This is a genomic window from Subtercola frigoramans, assembly GCF_016907385.1.
GTDB classification, from domain to species: domain Bacteria; phylum Actinomycetota; class Actinomycetes; order Actinomycetales; family Microbacteriaceae; genus Subtercola; species Subtercola frigoramans.
In genome coordinates, this window is record NZ_JAFBBU010000001.1 from 3,315,440 (window position 1) to 3,330,464 (window position 15,025).

Annotated in this window: 10 protein-coding genes; 3 read left to right on the forward strand and 7 right to left on the reverse strand. The window is 66.7% G+C overall.

All coding sequences use genetic code 11. The annotated features are described in order from the left end of the window. Nucleotides 1–55: 55 nt before the first annotated feature. Together JOE66_RS15390 and JOE66_RS15395 are read right to left on the reverse strand one after the other, a co-directional pair. Nucleotides 56–3,229, reverse strand: a complete 3,174-nt coding sequence (locus tag JOE66_RS15390) for a right-handed parallel beta-helix repeat-containing protein (protein WP_205110930.1) — start codon at nucleotides 3,227–3,229, stop codon at nucleotides 56–58. Beyond that, complete coding sequence (locus JOE66_RS15395; protein ID WP_239518871.1) at nucleotides 3,229–4,626, reverse strand: glycosyltransferase; 1,398 nt, start codon at nucleotides 4,624–4,626, stop codon at nucleotides 3,229–3,231. The genes JOE66_RS15390 and JOE66_RS15395 overlap by 1 nt, the downstream gene beginning before the upstream one ends. A gap of 198 nt (nucleotides 4,627–4,824) precedes the next feature. Between JOE66_RS15395 and JOE66_RS15400 the strand changes: the two genes are divergently transcribed. Further along, on the forward strand, nucleotides 4,825–5,928 hold the full coding sequence (locus tag JOE66_RS15400; RefSeq protein ID WP_205110931.1) for a NosD domain-containing protein: 1,104 nt from the start codon (nucleotides 4,825–4,827) through the stop codon (nucleotides 5,926–5,928). 262 nt (nucleotides 5,929–6,190) lie between these two features. Next, entirely contained in the window at nucleotides 6,191–6,916 is a 726-nt protein-coding gene (locus JOE66_RS15405; RefSeq protein WP_205110932.1) for a hypothetical protein, read from the forward strand. Between the two features lie 35 nt (nucleotides 6,917–6,951). Here the strand turns inward: JOE66_RS15405 and JOE66_RS15410 are convergent, their stop codons facing one another. The 4 genes from JOE66_RS15410 to JOE66_RS15425 all read right to left on the reverse strand — a co-directional run bounded on the left by JOE66_RS15410 (nucleotide 6,952) and on the right by JOE66_RS15425 (nucleotide 12,197). Then, complete coding sequence (locus JOE66_RS15410; protein WP_205110933.1) at nucleotides 6,952–7,710, reverse strand: DNA-binding response regulator; 759 nt, start codon at nucleotides 7,708–7,710, stop codon at nucleotides 6,952–6,954. A 110-nt stretch (nucleotides 7,711–7,820) separates the two neighbouring features. Next, nucleotides 7,821–10,520 (reverse strand): EAL domain-containing protein, encoded by a 2,700-nt coding sequence (locus tag JOE66_RS15415; RefSeq protein WP_205110935.1) that lies wholly within the window; start codon nucleotides 10,518–10,520, stop codon nucleotides 7,821–7,823. A 57-nt stretch (nucleotides 10,521–10,577) separates the two neighbouring features. After that, nucleotides 10,578–10,967 (reverse strand): hypothetical protein, encoded by a 390-nt coding sequence (locus tag JOE66_RS15420; protein WP_205110937.1) that lies wholly within the window; start codon nucleotides 10,965–10,967, stop codon nucleotides 10,578–10,580. Between the two features lie 69 nt (nucleotides 10,968–11,036). Next, the gene (locus JOE66_RS15425; RefSeq protein WP_372435496.1) at nucleotides 11,037–12,197 is read right to left on the reverse strand and encodes an aspartate-semialdehyde dehydrogenase; all 1,161 of its coding nucleotides are present in this window, start codon (nucleotides 12,195–12,197) and stop codon (nucleotides 11,037–11,039) included. Between the two features lie 209 nt (nucleotides 12,198–12,406). On the opposite strand from JOE66_RS15425, the gene JOE66_RS15430 reads away from it, so the two are divergent. Beyond that, nucleotides 12,407–13,399 (forward strand): putative endonuclease domain-containing protein, encoded by a 993-nt coding sequence (locus JOE66_RS15430; RefSeq protein WP_205110939.1) that lies wholly within the window; start codon nucleotides 12,407–12,409, stop codon nucleotides 13,397–13,399. A 10-nt stretch (nucleotides 13,400–13,409) separates the two neighbouring features. Here JOE66_RS15430 and JOE66_RS15435 read toward each other — a convergent pair whose 3' ends face one another. Then, nucleotides 13,410–14,765: an aspartate kinase gene (locus JOE66_RS15435; protein ID WP_205110941.1), complete on the reverse strand. Its 1,356-nt coding sequence runs from the start codon at nucleotides 14,763–14,765 to the stop codon at nucleotides 13,410–13,412. Nucleotides 14,766–15,025: the final 260 nt, after the last annotated feature.

A 15,025-nucleotide genomic window follows, 5' to 3' on the forward strand; every position in this document is an offset into this window, starting at 1 on the left:
ATGGCCGGCCGCGGTGCTTCGGCGGCGAGTGCGCGGTGGTGGCGCTCAGGGGCGGTCAATGTCGGTCGACGCGCTGTGCCTTCGCCACCCAGCTGGCCACCATGGAGGTCGTGACCCGCAGGGTCTTCGCGACCGTGGTGATGGGCTTGCCGCCGTCGAGAACAGCCGAGACGGCCAGTTCTTCAACCGTGCGGAACCGCCCGAGAGCTTCGCCCGTCGCAGCTGATGTCTTCGCGACGGGTAGCTGCGGGTTGTTGGGAGGCGGCGTGCTGGCGGCCTCCGCAGCGCTGGAGGATGCGCCTCCGGCAGCACGTGCGGCTGACGACGCGGGGGCTGGGCGGCCTGCGGGGTAGGGGCGGCCGACGGGAAGCCGCGAACCTGCGCGAGGGGCCGGGGGTCGGGGGGATCCGGGGCGAGGTGCGCCCGGTCGGGGTGCTCCCGGCTGGGATGCAGCCGGCTGGGGTGCAGCCGGCTGGCCCGTTTGAGATCCTGCGGGTGGAAGTGCAGCGGCAGGCCGACCGACAGGGGGGCGAGCCGCTGGGGGCCGGCCAACCGTCGGCGCTCCTGACGGGGCAGTCGGTGGGGCTGCCTGAGGAGGGAATGGTTGCCCCGGATAGGCCTGCGGAGGCGCGAGCTGCGGGAGAGGCGACCGCGGAGGTACCGCGTGCGGCGGACGACCCTGTGGAGGAGGCGACTGCTGCGGAGCGGACTGTGGTTGGTACGCCTGTGGCGGGAAGGCCTGCAGTGGGTACGCCTGTGGAGGAGGCGACTGGGACGGCAGAGACTGAGGCTGCGGGGCACGGGGCGGGGTCGAAGGGGGAACCGAGGTGCCATTCGGGTTCTGGTCAGCGCCATCCGGAGCTGACCACGTGGGCTGCTGTGCTGCGGGCTCCTGACGTACGGGCTGCTGGCCCGGCGGGACCCAGACCTCGGGCATCTCGAGGGAGGACCTCCGCGGAAGGGGCGCTGCCGGCGCCCTCTCAGCTGGGAGGTTCGCCGTGACGATTCTCGGCTTCACATCGTGCCGGGAGGAATCCTGGTCGTCCGCCGCATCGGAATCGCCACGAGAGTGCGCTGCGTCGGCGGACCCTGCGCCCGCTGTGCTGTCGCGCGAGGTGCTGCCGATCATCCCGACACCGGCCAGGCCTGCACCAGCCGCGCCTGCTCCCACAAGCTCAGCCTCGAGCGACCCGTCGCCCGTGCGTTCGGCCAGGAGCTTCGACTCGTATTCCGCTTTCTCGGCCTTGGCGATGGCGAGGGTCGTCGATTCGACGAGTTCGCGGATCTTGCGCAGCCGGCGGGCCCGGGCGACCAGGAAGAAGACGCCGATGGCGGGGATGATGAGCAACAGCCCCCAGAGCAGGGCGAGTGGATGGTCTTCGGCCCAGGTCACGATCTGGGCTTTCTCCGACCATCCACTCGTGTCGTTGTTGTCGACCACGATCGCGCCATTGCCCTCGCCCTCGGCGATGGCGTTCGGGCCGCCGCCGGAGATGGTGTTGTGCTGCACCCAGCCCGAGACGATGGGGCCCTCGAGCACGATGCCGTTACCGTTGCCGTTGGTGACGGCGATCGTGTTGTGCTGGACGACGGCGGTCGAGTCGCGCACGAGCAAGGCATCGCCGCGCTGGGAGATCGTCGAGGTGAGAATTTTGACGCCTGTGGAGGAGTAGACGGCGATGCCGCCGGCGCGGTTGCCGGTGACCGTGCTGCCGATGACGAGTGGGCCCGCAGAGTCGGAGACCGGGTACCCGCCCGGGTTGGGTCCGGATGCCCGGGCCTTGCCATCGAAGGTGAACCCGTATTGGCCATTGTTGGTGACGGTCGCGATGTTGAGCATCACGTTCGAGCTGCCGGCCTGCGCTTCGATGCCGGAGCCGCCGGAGCCGTCGACCGTGGTGCGGATGACCGAGACCGCGTCGGAGGAGTTCGTGATCTCGATTCCGGTCTCGGTGGAGGTGCTGATCGACGAGTCGGAGATGGTCGCGGCGGCGACGGAAGAGAGAAAGAGCCCGGTGTGCTGGTTCGTGATGGTGGTGTGGTGGATGTTCGCGAGAGTCGGTGCCGTCGCCGTGCCGGTTGTAGCCAGGCCGCCGGTTCGCCCGCTGTAGAAGCCGAGGCTGTCGAGAGAGAGGTAGTTCGTGGTGAGCGAACCATCGTTGACGCGGATGTAGGCCCGACCGTCGGTCTCGGTTGAGTCTGGTGCGCCGGCGGCGGGGTCTGGCGCGGGAGCGGCTGCCGTCGGGTCGGAACCCGGTGCTGGAGCTGCGGGGTCGGTTGCCGCGGGATTCCACGACGTGATCGTCAGGGGCGCAGTGGCGTCGCCGGCGAGCGAGAGAGCGCCGCCCCAGGAGACGATGCTGGTGAATCCGGTGGGCGTGCTCAGCATGCGGAGCGTCTGGCCGGGGGCGGTGATGGTGAGCAGCACACCGCGCTGGAGGAAGACGCTCGAGGTGAGCGAGACCGTCGTGGCGTCGACGCGAGTCGCAGCGCCGCGGGCGATGAGGTCGTCGAGCGTGTAGATCGTGAGGAGTGCCTTCGGCTGCGCTTCGAGCAGGAGCGAGGGCGGCGGAGTCGGTTCGGCCGCCTGGTTGGCCCTGTCATCGGGGGTGAGGATCGGTTCGGCCGGATAGTTTGGAACGGCGCCTGTCAGCGCGAGAGAGCTGATTCTCGCGTCTTCGGCCGCGACGAGTGCTGCCTGGGCCTGATACATCTTTTCGAGGGGGCTGAGTTCGCCGGGGGCCTGGGACGTCGAGTCTGCGGTTGGGACTGCGGTGGGTGCGGTGGTGAGTGCGGCCGCGCCTGCGGTGACGGGCGTCGTGGCGGCGGCGGTTGCTGCAGGGACGGCGGCCGCGGCCGAAACCGCTGGGTCTGTGGAGGAGGAGACCGGGTCTGTGGAGGAGGGATCGGGTGTGGCCGAAGCGGCTGCCGCTGAGGCCGCGGCGGCCGCAGCATCGGCGACCTGCGAGACGCTCGCGAACGTGCCCGCGAAGGCTCCGGCGCGGATGAGGGCCACGCCGACGAGACCGAGCACGAGTACGGCGACCACGATCATCCGAACGACCACCCGGGTGGGGCGACCGACGGTGTCACCGCGCTCTTCGTCGGTGAAGGCACCCTTCGAGCGGCTCTTCGACCCCGGTTTCGAGGTGGACTTTGCGGCGGACTTCGACGCGGATTCCGAGTCGTCACTCTCGGATGGCTGCGAGCCCAGCTCGTCGTCGGCCATCAGCGTGCTGCCTTCTCGGCCGCGGAGTCTTCGGGAAGCCGTTTGCGCAGAGGCTGGTCACTCGCCCCATCGACACTGACGGACTTGTCACGTGCGCCCTCGTCCCTCACAGCCTTGTCGCGCGGGGCGAGGCTCGCCTCGGTCTGGCCCTCGCCGCCGATCGTGTCGGCCGAGCGGGTGAGCCAGCCCTGGGTGTTCATGGTGAAGAGGGCATAGGTCTTGATGGGCAGGGCGATGAAGGCGGTGATGATTGTGACCAGCGGCAGGAGCCAGATGTCTTCGGGGCGACGCCAGAGGTGCGAGATGCCGCGAATGCCGCGCCCGATGAACACCCAGAGCAGCGCGAAGACCACTGCGGGCACGGGGTTGGAAGACCACGCCGCCGCGATCACGTAGACCACGGCGACGGCCATGCTCACGGGGGTGAAGATGATCTGCATGATGGTGAGCTGGGAGATGAGGGGCACACGCCAGATCCAGCCCGTGCGAATGGCCGTGAAGTAGCAGCGGTAGGAGTTGCGGCTCCAGCGCACGCGCTGTTTAACGAAGGCGCGAAAGGTGTCGGGGAACATCGAGAGCGCCCTGGCACTGTCTTGGTGGGTGACGCGATACCCCTGCGACAGCACGAGCCAGGTGAGCCGGCCGTCGTCACCGGCAACACACTCGCGGCCCATGAAGATCTCGTGCTCGAGCTCGGGAAGCCTGGGCAGGATGATCGCCAGACGATACGCGCTGGTGCGACCTGAGGCGCAGACGATGCCGCCGTACCTGCCCATCGCGGGGGCGTAGTCGTAGTACCGGAGGTCGATGATCCAGTCGGCGACGCGGCGCCAGACACTCGATTTCGGCTGGTAGACGTTCTGGCGGGTGCTCACCGCGCCGACGGCGGCGTCGATGAACGGCATCTGGATGGCGTCGTGCATGCCGTCTTCCCACGCCGTGTCGGAGTCGACCAGAATGACCAGCTCGGTCTGCACGGCCCGGATGCCCTCACCCAACGCCGAGCGTTTGCCCCGGTGTTTGAACATGATGACGTCGACGTTGTGGTGGCCGAGTGCGTTGATGCGCTCTTCAGCCTCGAGGTCGGCCACGTCGAGAACGATGATGATGCGGGACGGGCCCTGGCGCCGCCAGGTCTCGAGGCAGCGCAGGAGCACGTTCGGATCCTCGTGGAACGACGGCACGACGACGGTCGTCGACGACCGATAGTCGTTCACGACTGGTCGTGTTGTGGAGGAGAGGATCTTGCGCAGCAGCCAGAGGCTCCACGAGATGATGCCGAAGACGCCGAACGGAAGCAACCACCAGAACGTGTGCTGCGTGCCCCAGATCGCATTGGGGAGGAGGAGCATATGGCTGGAGAGGGCGACGCTCGAGAGGACCAGTGCAGAGACCATCACGGCTTGCCCCACCCCCACACTTCGACCGGTTCCGGCGCCGTGAGAATCGGCACGCGTTCGCGCTGGCACGAATGCGCGCCCACACTGCTGCGGTATCTCGAACCCACGGCTTGAACTGCCCGCGACGATCGGGATCGCGGGATTTCTATAAACTGTAGTGGTGGGGACGACATCAGCGGTGCACTAGGCGCGAGAGTGCGGGGTCTGTGGCCGGAGGGCCGGCGGGCACGGTCGCTGCGAGCAGACCGCTGGCGGGCATCCGGCTGGCTGGTGCTCGGTCTCGCAAGCATTGTGATGCTCAGCGGGTGCTCGGCCAGCGTGACACCCTCGTCGGCACCACGAGCTACGACGACGGCCGTCGACGGATGCCCGGCAGGCGTACTCGTCTCCTCAGCTGACGAACTGAGCTCGGCCCTCGCCTCAGTGACACCCGGGACCATTCTGCTTCTCGCGCCCGGCACCTACAGTGGGCACTTCACGGCCACGGCTGTGGCCACAGCTGCGGCCCCGATCACGCTCTGCGGCGACCGGAGCGCGGTGATCGACGGCGGCGCACTCGGCTCGGGCTACGCTTTGCACCTCGACGGCGCCCAGTACTGGAGACTGAGCGGCTTCTCTGTGACCGGAGCCCAGAAGGGCATCCTGCTCGACACCTCATCGAACAACACCCTCTCGAATCTGTCGGTCACCTCGGTCGGCGACGAGGCTGTGCACTTGCGCGCCGGCAGCAGCGACAACCTCGTCGAGAACAACACGATCGGCCAGACCGGGCTCGCCGAGGCGAAGTTCGGCGAGGGCATCTACGTGGGAACGGCCCAGTCGAACTGGTGCACGATCTCTGCGTGCAACCCCGACCAGAGCGACCGCAACCTACTGGTGGGCAATAGGATCTCTGGCACCACCGCCGAGAACATCGACATCAAAGAGGGCACCACCGGTGGTCAGGTCACCGGCAACTCGTTCGACGGCAGTGCCTCGACCGAGGTCGATTCACTCATCGACGTGAAAGGCAACGGCTGGATGATCGGCTCGAACACCGGCCGGAACTCCCCCGTCGACGGAGCCCAGGTGCACGTCATCGTGCCGCCGTGGGGCTCGGGCAACACCTTCGCCGCGAACTCCTTCGCCGCAGCGCCCAACGGATTCGCGGTGAACGTCGTCGGTGCGGCGAGAGATGCGGGCACCGTCGTGCTCTGCGACAACGTGGTCGTGGTGGAGGGCGCATCTATGCCCACAACGGCATATGCCGACGGCGTCGATCCGCGGCTTAGCAACAAGAAATGCCAAAGAACGCCCTAAGAATCCCCCAGTTTTGGCAGGATGGGCCCGTTCGCCCGGCGGCGACCAGCCCACACATGCAAAACTGACGTGCTCGCACGCCATACCCACGTGCGCAGCACATTTTTCTGCACCGGGCTCGATGCGACCCGGCCGACATTCACAGACCCGCACACACAGCTCCGCCTCACAGCACAGCAAACGCACCACACCGGCACGCGTCACCCAGCATGACGCGTGCCGAACCCCTCCCTGCCAGCACAACCCGTACGAAAGTCTGCCCATGCGTAAATGGAAGTCCCGCCTCCTCGCCGCGATCGTGATCAGCGGCATGGCCGTCGTGAGCACCGGATGCTCCACCTTCGGTGGAATTCTCGGCGCAGCCCCTGGCGCAGCCAACGCTGCGGCGACCACTGCGCCGACTCCCACGCCGTCGACCACGCTCGCCTTCGACTCGGTCTTCACCGACTTCGGCTCAGTGCACCCCGTCGTACCCATCGGAGACAACCTCGAGCTGCAGCTGGACGTCTGGACAGAGCAGAAAACTCACGAGTGGTACACCACGGCGAACAAGAAGTTCTCCTTCGTCATCAGTGTGTTCGATCGCGCCGTTGCTGCTGACGCGCCGTTCGCTCAGAAGCGCCCGGTCTACATGTCGAACGTCACGGTGACTGCGACCACGAGCACGACGGGCGGAACCTCAGCGACACCGTTCGTATTGAACCTCGACCCGGTGACGACCACGCTCGATCCAGAAGCTCTGCGGTCTGACGCCGGGCTCCTCATCACCTCGCCCAAGGGCGGATTCCAGCTCGAGAGCAACACCATCGGTGTTCTGACCGATGACACCTACGGCCTCGTACTCGACTTCTCCATGACGATCACGGTCGACGCCATCGGCGGTGTCGGCGGCAGTGCCGCAGGGACCCGCTCGGTCGTGCACCAGCCGATCCGCGTGGCGATCTTCCAGCCGCCCGCGCCGACCACCATCGAGGGCAAAGTCCAGTAGGTCTTCACCCCCGACCAGCGTCGGGCGCGTGCGAGTCAGCTCAGGAAGCCGTCTTCGGCGGCTCTGCGAATGAGGGTCTCCCGATCATCCGCCGGCCTGCCCACCTTCTCGTAGGCGGCACGCATTCGCTCGAGGGCCTTGCGGACGGCCCCCGCCCGGATGTTCTGCATCATCGCCACCTCCACCGGGTTGTGGCCGTTGGCGTAGAGGTTGAGAATCGCAATGTCTTTGTCGCTGAAACGCGGTCGGCGTGGCACCGTGGGCTGGGAGGGAGGTAACCCGGCGGGAGACTGCAACCCAGACGGAAGTTGTATCTGCGACTGCGGCCCGGCGTTGACCCCCGCCAGACCGGCGGGGACCTCGCCCTGGGTACCTGACGCCGGCTTCGAACCCCAGGCCGGCGTGTACTCCCAGGCAGGTGGCGGAGCGACCGCGGCCCGAACGGCGGCGAGGAGCTCTGCCGCCGGCTGCGACTTCGGCACGAAACGCGATGCCCCTGCGTTCAGGATGCGGCCGATCTCGGCCGTGCTGGTGACGGCGCTCATCACCACGACGGCCGCGCCGGCTGCCTTGCAGAGGCCGACCCGGGACTCGATGGTGAGCGGTTCGACCAGCTGAAAATCCATGAGCACAACGTCAGGCGGGAAGGCGGGGTGGCGAATGAGCTCCGACCACACCGAAACCGAGATGACGAGGTCGAAATCGGGTGCGTTGGCGGCGAACCAGGTCGACAGGCCGTCGAGAACCAGGGTGTGGTCGTCGATGATCGCCAGGCGCTTGCGCTTCTCAGTCATGTTCCCACGTCATGTTGCCAGTAGCTTATGCGTTATCGCGACCGATCTCACGGCCGATGGATGCCCGGCCGCCGTTCTCGAACGCTCCCGTGGCCGACCTCCGTTGATGCTCAGCGAGCCTTGGGCGCAGGCGGCACCAGGGCGACCGTGCCGTGCCGGTTCAACCGGTCGACGACCTGTTCGTAGGTTGCAGGCACACCGTAGTAGTAGCCCTGGGCGTTGCGAACGCCGACGCGGCGGAGGATCTCTGCCGTCTCCTTCGACTCGATGCCCTCGACGATGGTGAGGTAGTCGGTGGAGTCGCTGAAACTCTGCAGTGCTTTGACGACCTCACGCTGGCGATAGTCGTCGAGGTCGTCGATCAGGCTGCGATCGAGCTTGATGATGTCCATCGGGATGCGCACGAGGGAACCGACGGAGGAGTTCTCCGAGCCGTAGTCGTCGATCGCGATGAGGATGCCGTGGTCCCTGAGCGCCTGGGACTGCCTGCGCAGATCGTCGGTGACGTACCGCAGCGATCGCTCATTGAGTTCGAGACACAGCGAGATGGAGGGGTAGCGGTCGGCGAGGTTCTTCGCGAAGAGGCCGAGGTGATCATCCGTGATCTGCCCGACCTCGAGGTTGACCGTCATGGTCGCGATGGAGGGTTCGATGAGCTGGATGGCCCTGGCCGCGGTCATCGCTTTCGACATGACCTGACGGGTGAGCTCATCCATGCGCCCGAAGCTCTTCGCCCGCTCGACGAGCGCGCCCGGCGAGATGGCGCCGAGGTCGGGATCGGTGAGGCGCACGAGAGCCTCGTACCCCCAGATGCGGTTCTCGATCATATTGACGATCGGCTGGAAGACGACGGTGAGCTTCTCGTTGTCGATGGCGTCGGCGACGATGTCGTTGATGCGGGCCGAGCGGTGGGGCGAGATGTTGATGGTGCTCTCGGAGCTGGGGCCGCCCTGGCGGCGCGACTTCTTCACGGCGAGCATGCTGCTGTCGGCGTCGATGACCAGCTGGTTCGGGTCGGTCTCGCGGTGGGCGGAGAAGGCGAGGCCCACGCTGAGAATGGGACGGAGCTCGGTGTCTTCGTAGAAGATCGGCATGCCGGCGGCCGCGGTGATTTGCTCGGCGAGCTCCTTCGCCTCGAGCAACGTGCGGAGCTCGGTGAGTACAACGACGAACTCGTCGCCGCCGACGCGGGCGACGACGTCGCCGGGGCGGGCGGCCTCGCGAAGTCGATCGGCGATGGCGATGAGCATGACGTCGCCGACGTGATGACCGCGCCGGTCGTTGAGCTGTTTGAAGCTGTCGAGGTCGATGAAGAGAACGGCGATGGCACCGGAATACGAGCGCTCTTCGTTCGCTTTCGCGAGGGCGGTGCGAAAAGCGCTGTAGTTAGGCAGCCCGGTGAGCGAGTCGCTGTTGGCCCGAAGAACGAGATCGGCCATGTCTTCGGTGACGCGAGCGGCCTCAGTGGCGAGGTGCGCAAGGGCTTCGAGAGCGCGCTCATCGTCGCGAGCGAAGGGCACAGCGCTCACCTCGCGCGAGGCGACGAGGTAGGCGTGCTGGTCTGGGGCCAGTCGTACGGAATAGCCGATCTCGTTGTGGCCCGGTTTTGTTGCACGCACGTCGACGCGGTCGGCGACGATGGTGTTGTTCACCATCTCGACCGCGATCGCCTCCAGCCCGCGGCTGGTGTCCCACGGCAGTCGCAGCGCCGCGTCGGTCAGCCCCTTCAGGCGACGGCGGAGCGCACGCTGCTGTCGCCACTTCGACGCGAGAAAGAGAATCGCGCCGGCGAGCAGGATGATCCCCGCGGCGCGATGAGTCTGGTTCACTTCGACGAGCAAGAAATAGAGCGACGAATAGATGTAGCCGATCGCCAGAGCGAGTGCACTGATCGCGAAGTACACACCGAGCAGGCGCCTCGCACTGAATCCAGAGATTCCGAAGGTGTGCTGGATGCTCCACCGACCCTTCTGCCGAGCGAACTCGATTCCGAGGATCACGCTCAGATAGACGGCCGTCGCAACCAGAATGTAGGCGACGGGCCAGACCCCAGCATCGGCGAGCGCCTTGACCACGGCGACCCAGGCCGTGGCACCGAGGGCGGCCAGGCCACTGCCATACAGGGAGAGGCTGGGATTGCGCGAGTTCAGCAGCAGGCCACAGAAGAAGCCCAGGGTCCAGACCGCGATGGAGAGGAAGAACTGGTTGGCGAAATCGGCTGTCACGAGCAGGGAGACCGCAAGGCTGACAGACGGAAGGGAGGCGAGGCGGCCGACGCTCAGCCTGAAGTCGGTGACCAGGAGGGTGCTGATGAAGAGGGCCACGAAGTACGCGAGGTCGGCTGGAGCTGCGATGTCGCTCGGGAGGCCCGAGAAGATGAGTTTTGCGGCATTGAGCGCGCCCAGCACCAGCACGGCGACGGCCGCTGCGGAGATGGGCCAGAAGTATGACCGGCCGATCTGCAGGGAAACCAGCACTCCGGCGACGCGGATCTCGGACCAGGCGGAGTGCACGGGTTCGGGGAGCACCGGCGGGTCGTGATCGGGGAGATCGTCGACGGTTGGATCGTCTGCGTCGGGATCGTCGGCGTCGGGATCGTCCGCGTTTGGATCGTTGAGGGTTGGATCGTTGAGGGTTGGCACGCCGGACTCGCTCGGGCCGGGGTGCCCCGGGCTGAGCTCGCCCCGGCCGAGATCGCTCTGGCCGGGGTCGCTCTGGCCGGTTGAGCGCTTCAGAGGATCCGGGTCCCGAACATAGCTCTCGTCACCGATGTCGGAGACGGAGTCTTCGCCTACTCGACGGCCCGGCATGGGGTTCGATACGAGAGAGTGCAGGAGGTGCGGCGCCGTGCACGAGCATCGGACAGTTCACGAGCTGTCAGTACCCGCGCGAGAGCGTGAGGGTGTGACGGCATCGGGGGCTGTGAACTCACGGTAACAATGTACCGCCTGAGGCTCGCCCGCCGGATCGTTTGACAGGTCGGGGATGCAGGCTTGGTGGTGAGCGTCGCCGATCTGTGGAGGAGCCAGTGTCGCGAAGCGCGCGGTGGGCCGCGTGGTCACCCGCCCCACAACCCGGGCAGGCGGCCGTGACGAACGCTGTCGGATCTCATCGCGCGCCGAACAGAGCGCGATACCCCGGCCGACGAACAGGGCCAACGCGAGGGCCAGCACGAGCCAGGCCGCGATCGCGAGGACGCCGCAGAAGGCGAGGAGGGCTGCGGTGTCGGCCAGCGAGTGGAGGGTCTGATCATCCATGACCCGAACAGCATAGCTGATTAAACCTCAGTATAAGCGCGCGCCTGGGAGAGGCGCGCGCCCGGAGGGCTACGCGGAGAGTGCGGGCTCCACAGCCGCTGGGGCCACTACGCTCGTCGCTCCCGAGGCTGCGGCGGCGGCGCGTGCGGCGAAGATCTCGGCGATCTGCACCGCGTTGAGCGCGGCACCCTTCCGCAGGTTGTCGTTACTGATGAACAGCGCGAGGCCACGGCCATTCGGCACACCCTCGTCGGTGCGGATGCGACCGACATAGCTGGGGTCGGTACCGGCCGCCTCGAGGGGGGTCGGGACATCCGTCACCTGCACGCCCGGTGCGGAAGACAGGAGCTCGAGGGCGCGCTCGGGGCTGAGCGGGCGGGCGAATTCGGCATTGATAGAGAGCGAGTGGCCGGTGAAGACGGGCACACGAACGCAGGTTCCGCTGACGAGGAGCTCGGGCAGTTCGAGGATCTTGCGGCTCTCGTTGCGCAGCTTCTTCTCTTCGTCGGTCTCGTTCAGGCCGTCGTCGACGAGGTTGCCGGCGAACGGGATGACGTCGAAGGCGATGGGGCGCACGTACTTCACGGGTGCGGGGAACGTGACGGCGGCCCCGTCGTGCACGAGGTCGAGCACGTTGCCCTGGGCGATGGCCGCGGCGGCCTGGGTGGCGAGCTCTTCGGCGCCGGCAAGACCGCTGCCCGAGACGGCCTGGTAGGTGCTGACGATGAGGCGTTCGAGGCCGGCCTCGGCGTGCAGCACTCTCAGCACGGGCATGGCGGCCATGGTGGTGCAGTTGGGGTTCGCGATGATGCCCTTGCGGGCTTCGTCGATCGCGTGTGGGTTGACCTCGCTGACGACGAGGGGAACGTCGGGGTCCATGCGCCACGCGCTGGAGTTGTCGATAACGGTGACGCCGGCCGCGGCGAACTTCGGGGCGAGGGCACGCGAGCCGGTGGCGCCGGCGGAGAAGAGGGCGATGTCGAGCCCGGACGGGTCGGCGGTGGAGGCGTCTTCGACGACGATCTCTTCGCCGCGGAAGGTGAGGGTCGAGCCTGCGGAACGAGCGCTGGCGAAGAACCGGATGCTCGCGATGGGGAATTGGCGATCATCCAGCAGCTGGCGCATGACCTTGCCGACCTGGCCGGTGGCGCCGACGACGCCGACGTTGAGGCTGGGTGCGGTGCCGGTTGTCACGGTGGCCGCTGCGGGGGTCTGAACTGATTCGCTCACTGCTGTTCCATCTGCTCGGGTGGTCTGCTCGAACGTCCCACTTTACCTTCTGGTGTACCAACTTCCCCAGTCATGACCGGGCCAGAACAACAGAAGTGGTGACACCCACGTGACGGGTGGTGGAAGTACACAGGCAGGGAGTGGGAGAGTTGTCCACCGAATGCGCGCGAAGACGCGTGGGGGTCAGTCGGGCGAGGAATGCTCGACAGATGCGAGTTCCCAGCAGACTGCCCCGCGAACTGACCGTCGGTCGCGACAGCTTTCGTGTATCGGAAGGTCTCGGGCTCGGAGTCACCGGGGGCCGCCTGCGCAGCCCAGACCTCCACACGCCGTTCTGGGGTATTCGGAGTTCATCGAACCCATCCACGATCGACTCGCTCTGCGAGGCGTATTCGCACCGGATGCCCGAACGAGCGTTCTTCTGTCACCAGACTGCTGCCCAGCTCCTGGGGTGCCCCCTTCCCCTTCGGCTTTCCGCTCAGCTTCCCCTGCATCTCGGAGTAAGCGCCGGAGACGCACCAGTCCGCGCGCAGAAGATCATCAGCCACCGCCTGAACGTGGGCACGTCAGAAATCCGTCTTCTCCGAGGCCACCGCATAGTGACACCGGCACGGCTGTGGTGCCAACTCGCGAGCGAACTCTCACTCGAGGAGTTGGTTGCGGCGGGCGACTACTTAGTGGCGCGTCGAGCTCGACTCTGTTCGGTCGTCGACCTCAGACGGACTTTCGACAGCTTTAAGCGACTCCGCGGGGCGGAGATGGTTCGCGCCGCGCTCGACTTGATCAGCGACCGGTCGGAATCGCCTCAGGAATCAAAGCTGCGGGTGGCTTTTGCCTGTGCCGGGTTCCCCGCGCCCGAAGTGAATGAGAACGTGTTTGACGAGAAGGGGGTATTCGTCGCGCGCCCAGACCTTCGATTTGAGAAGTTCAGGGTCTGCGTCGAATACGAGGGGGACGGACACCGGGTGTCGCAGTCACAATGGCGGCATGATGTCACACGCACCAGGCGCCTCGAAGCCCTCGGGTGGCGTGTCTTTCGGGCGACCGGGGCAGATTCGGCGGACCAGTTCAGCCTGCTCGTCACGCAGCTCGCGCACGTCCTGCGCGAGCGCGGCTGGCGCGGCCCCGACGAGGTCCAACGTAAGAAGTACCAACTTCTGCTGGCACTGGGCCGCCAGAACAGCCGAAGTTGGTACTCCTAAGTGAGAGGGGTTAGCGGCCGGTGCCGGCGTGGACGACGGCCTCTTCGTCGCCGTCGAGGCCGAAAGCGGTGTGCACCACGCGGAGGGCGTCGTTCACGGTGTCGGCCCGGGTGACGACCGAGATGCGGATCTCGCTGGTCGAGATCATCTCGATGTTGATTCCGGCCTCGTAGAGCGCGGTGAAGAGCTTGGCGGAGACCCCGGCGTTGGTGCGCATGCCAGCACCGACGAGGGCGAGCTTGCCGATCTGGTCGTCGTACTGCAGGCTCGCGAACCCGACTTCGGACTGCTCGGCCGTCAGGGTGGTGAGCACGGTCTGGCCGTCAGACTTCGGCAGTGTGAACGAGATGTCGGTGAGGCCGGTGGATGCTGCACTGACGTTCTGCACGATCATGTCGATGTTCGCGCCGGTCTTGGCGACGATGTTGAAGATCTGCGCCGCCTTGCCCGGGATGTCGGGCACGCCGACGACGGTGATCTTGGCCTCGCTGAGGTCGGTGGCAACGCCGGCGATGAGTGGCTCTTCCACGGTGGTCTCGCTCTTCTGTGTGGGGTTGGAGGGGTCTGAACTCTGGACGGGGATCGTGCCCGTGCTCGTGCGCACGGCCGCGGCGATCGTCTCTTCGGTGGCACTCTCGTTGTAGACGATCGTGCCTTCGTTGTTGTTGAACGAGGAGCGCACGTGCAGAGTAACCCCGTGACGGCGGGCATATTCCACTGCGCGAATATAGAGGACCTTGGCCCCGTTTGCGGCGAGTTCGAGCATCTCTTCGCTCGAGATGCGGTCGATCTTGTGCGCTCGGGGCACGACGCGAGGGTCTGCCGTGTAGATGCCGTCGACGTCGGTGTAGATCTCGCACACATCGGCGTCGAGGGCGGCCGCGAGGGCAACAGCGGTCGTGTCTGACCCGCCGCGGCCGAGGGTGGTGATGTCACCGGTACCCCGGTTGAATCCCTGGAAGCCGGCGACGATGGCGATGGCGCCTTCGTCGAGCGCGTCGCGGACGCGGCCCGGTGTCACGTCGACGATGCGAGCCTGGCCGTGCCGGGCATCCGTGATCATGCCGGCCTGGCTGCCGGTGAACGAGCGGGCATCGTGGCCCATGCTCTTGATCGCCATGGCGAGGAGAGCCATCGAGATGCGTTCGCCGGCGGTGAGCAGCATGTCGAGCTCGCGGGGGGCCGGTATTGGCGTCACCTGGTGAGCGAGGTCGAGCAGTTCGTCGGTGGAGTCGCCCATGGCGCTCACGGCGACGACGACCTCGTTGCCGGCCTTGCGGGTCTCGACGATGCGCTTGGCGACCCGTTTGATGCTCTCGGCATCGGCGACGGATGATCCGCCGTACTTTTGCACGATCAAACTCACTCGGTGGCTCCTGGGGTGTGGTGCGGAGGGGGGGTGCGGGGCGGTGGGAGCTGGGAAGCCCTCGGTGCCGCGCCTGCGGTACGGACACGCGATTATCAAGTGTAGTTGTGCCGGGGTGGCTGGATTCTGCATGCGCGGGTCGGCTGCGATGAGGCAGTGTCCGCGGTGGGGCCGCGAAGCGGGGTGCGTGTGCGAGACGGGGTCTGGCAACAGCCAGCCGCCCGGCCGAGCGGGGCATGACCGAAATCAGCCGCCACTGG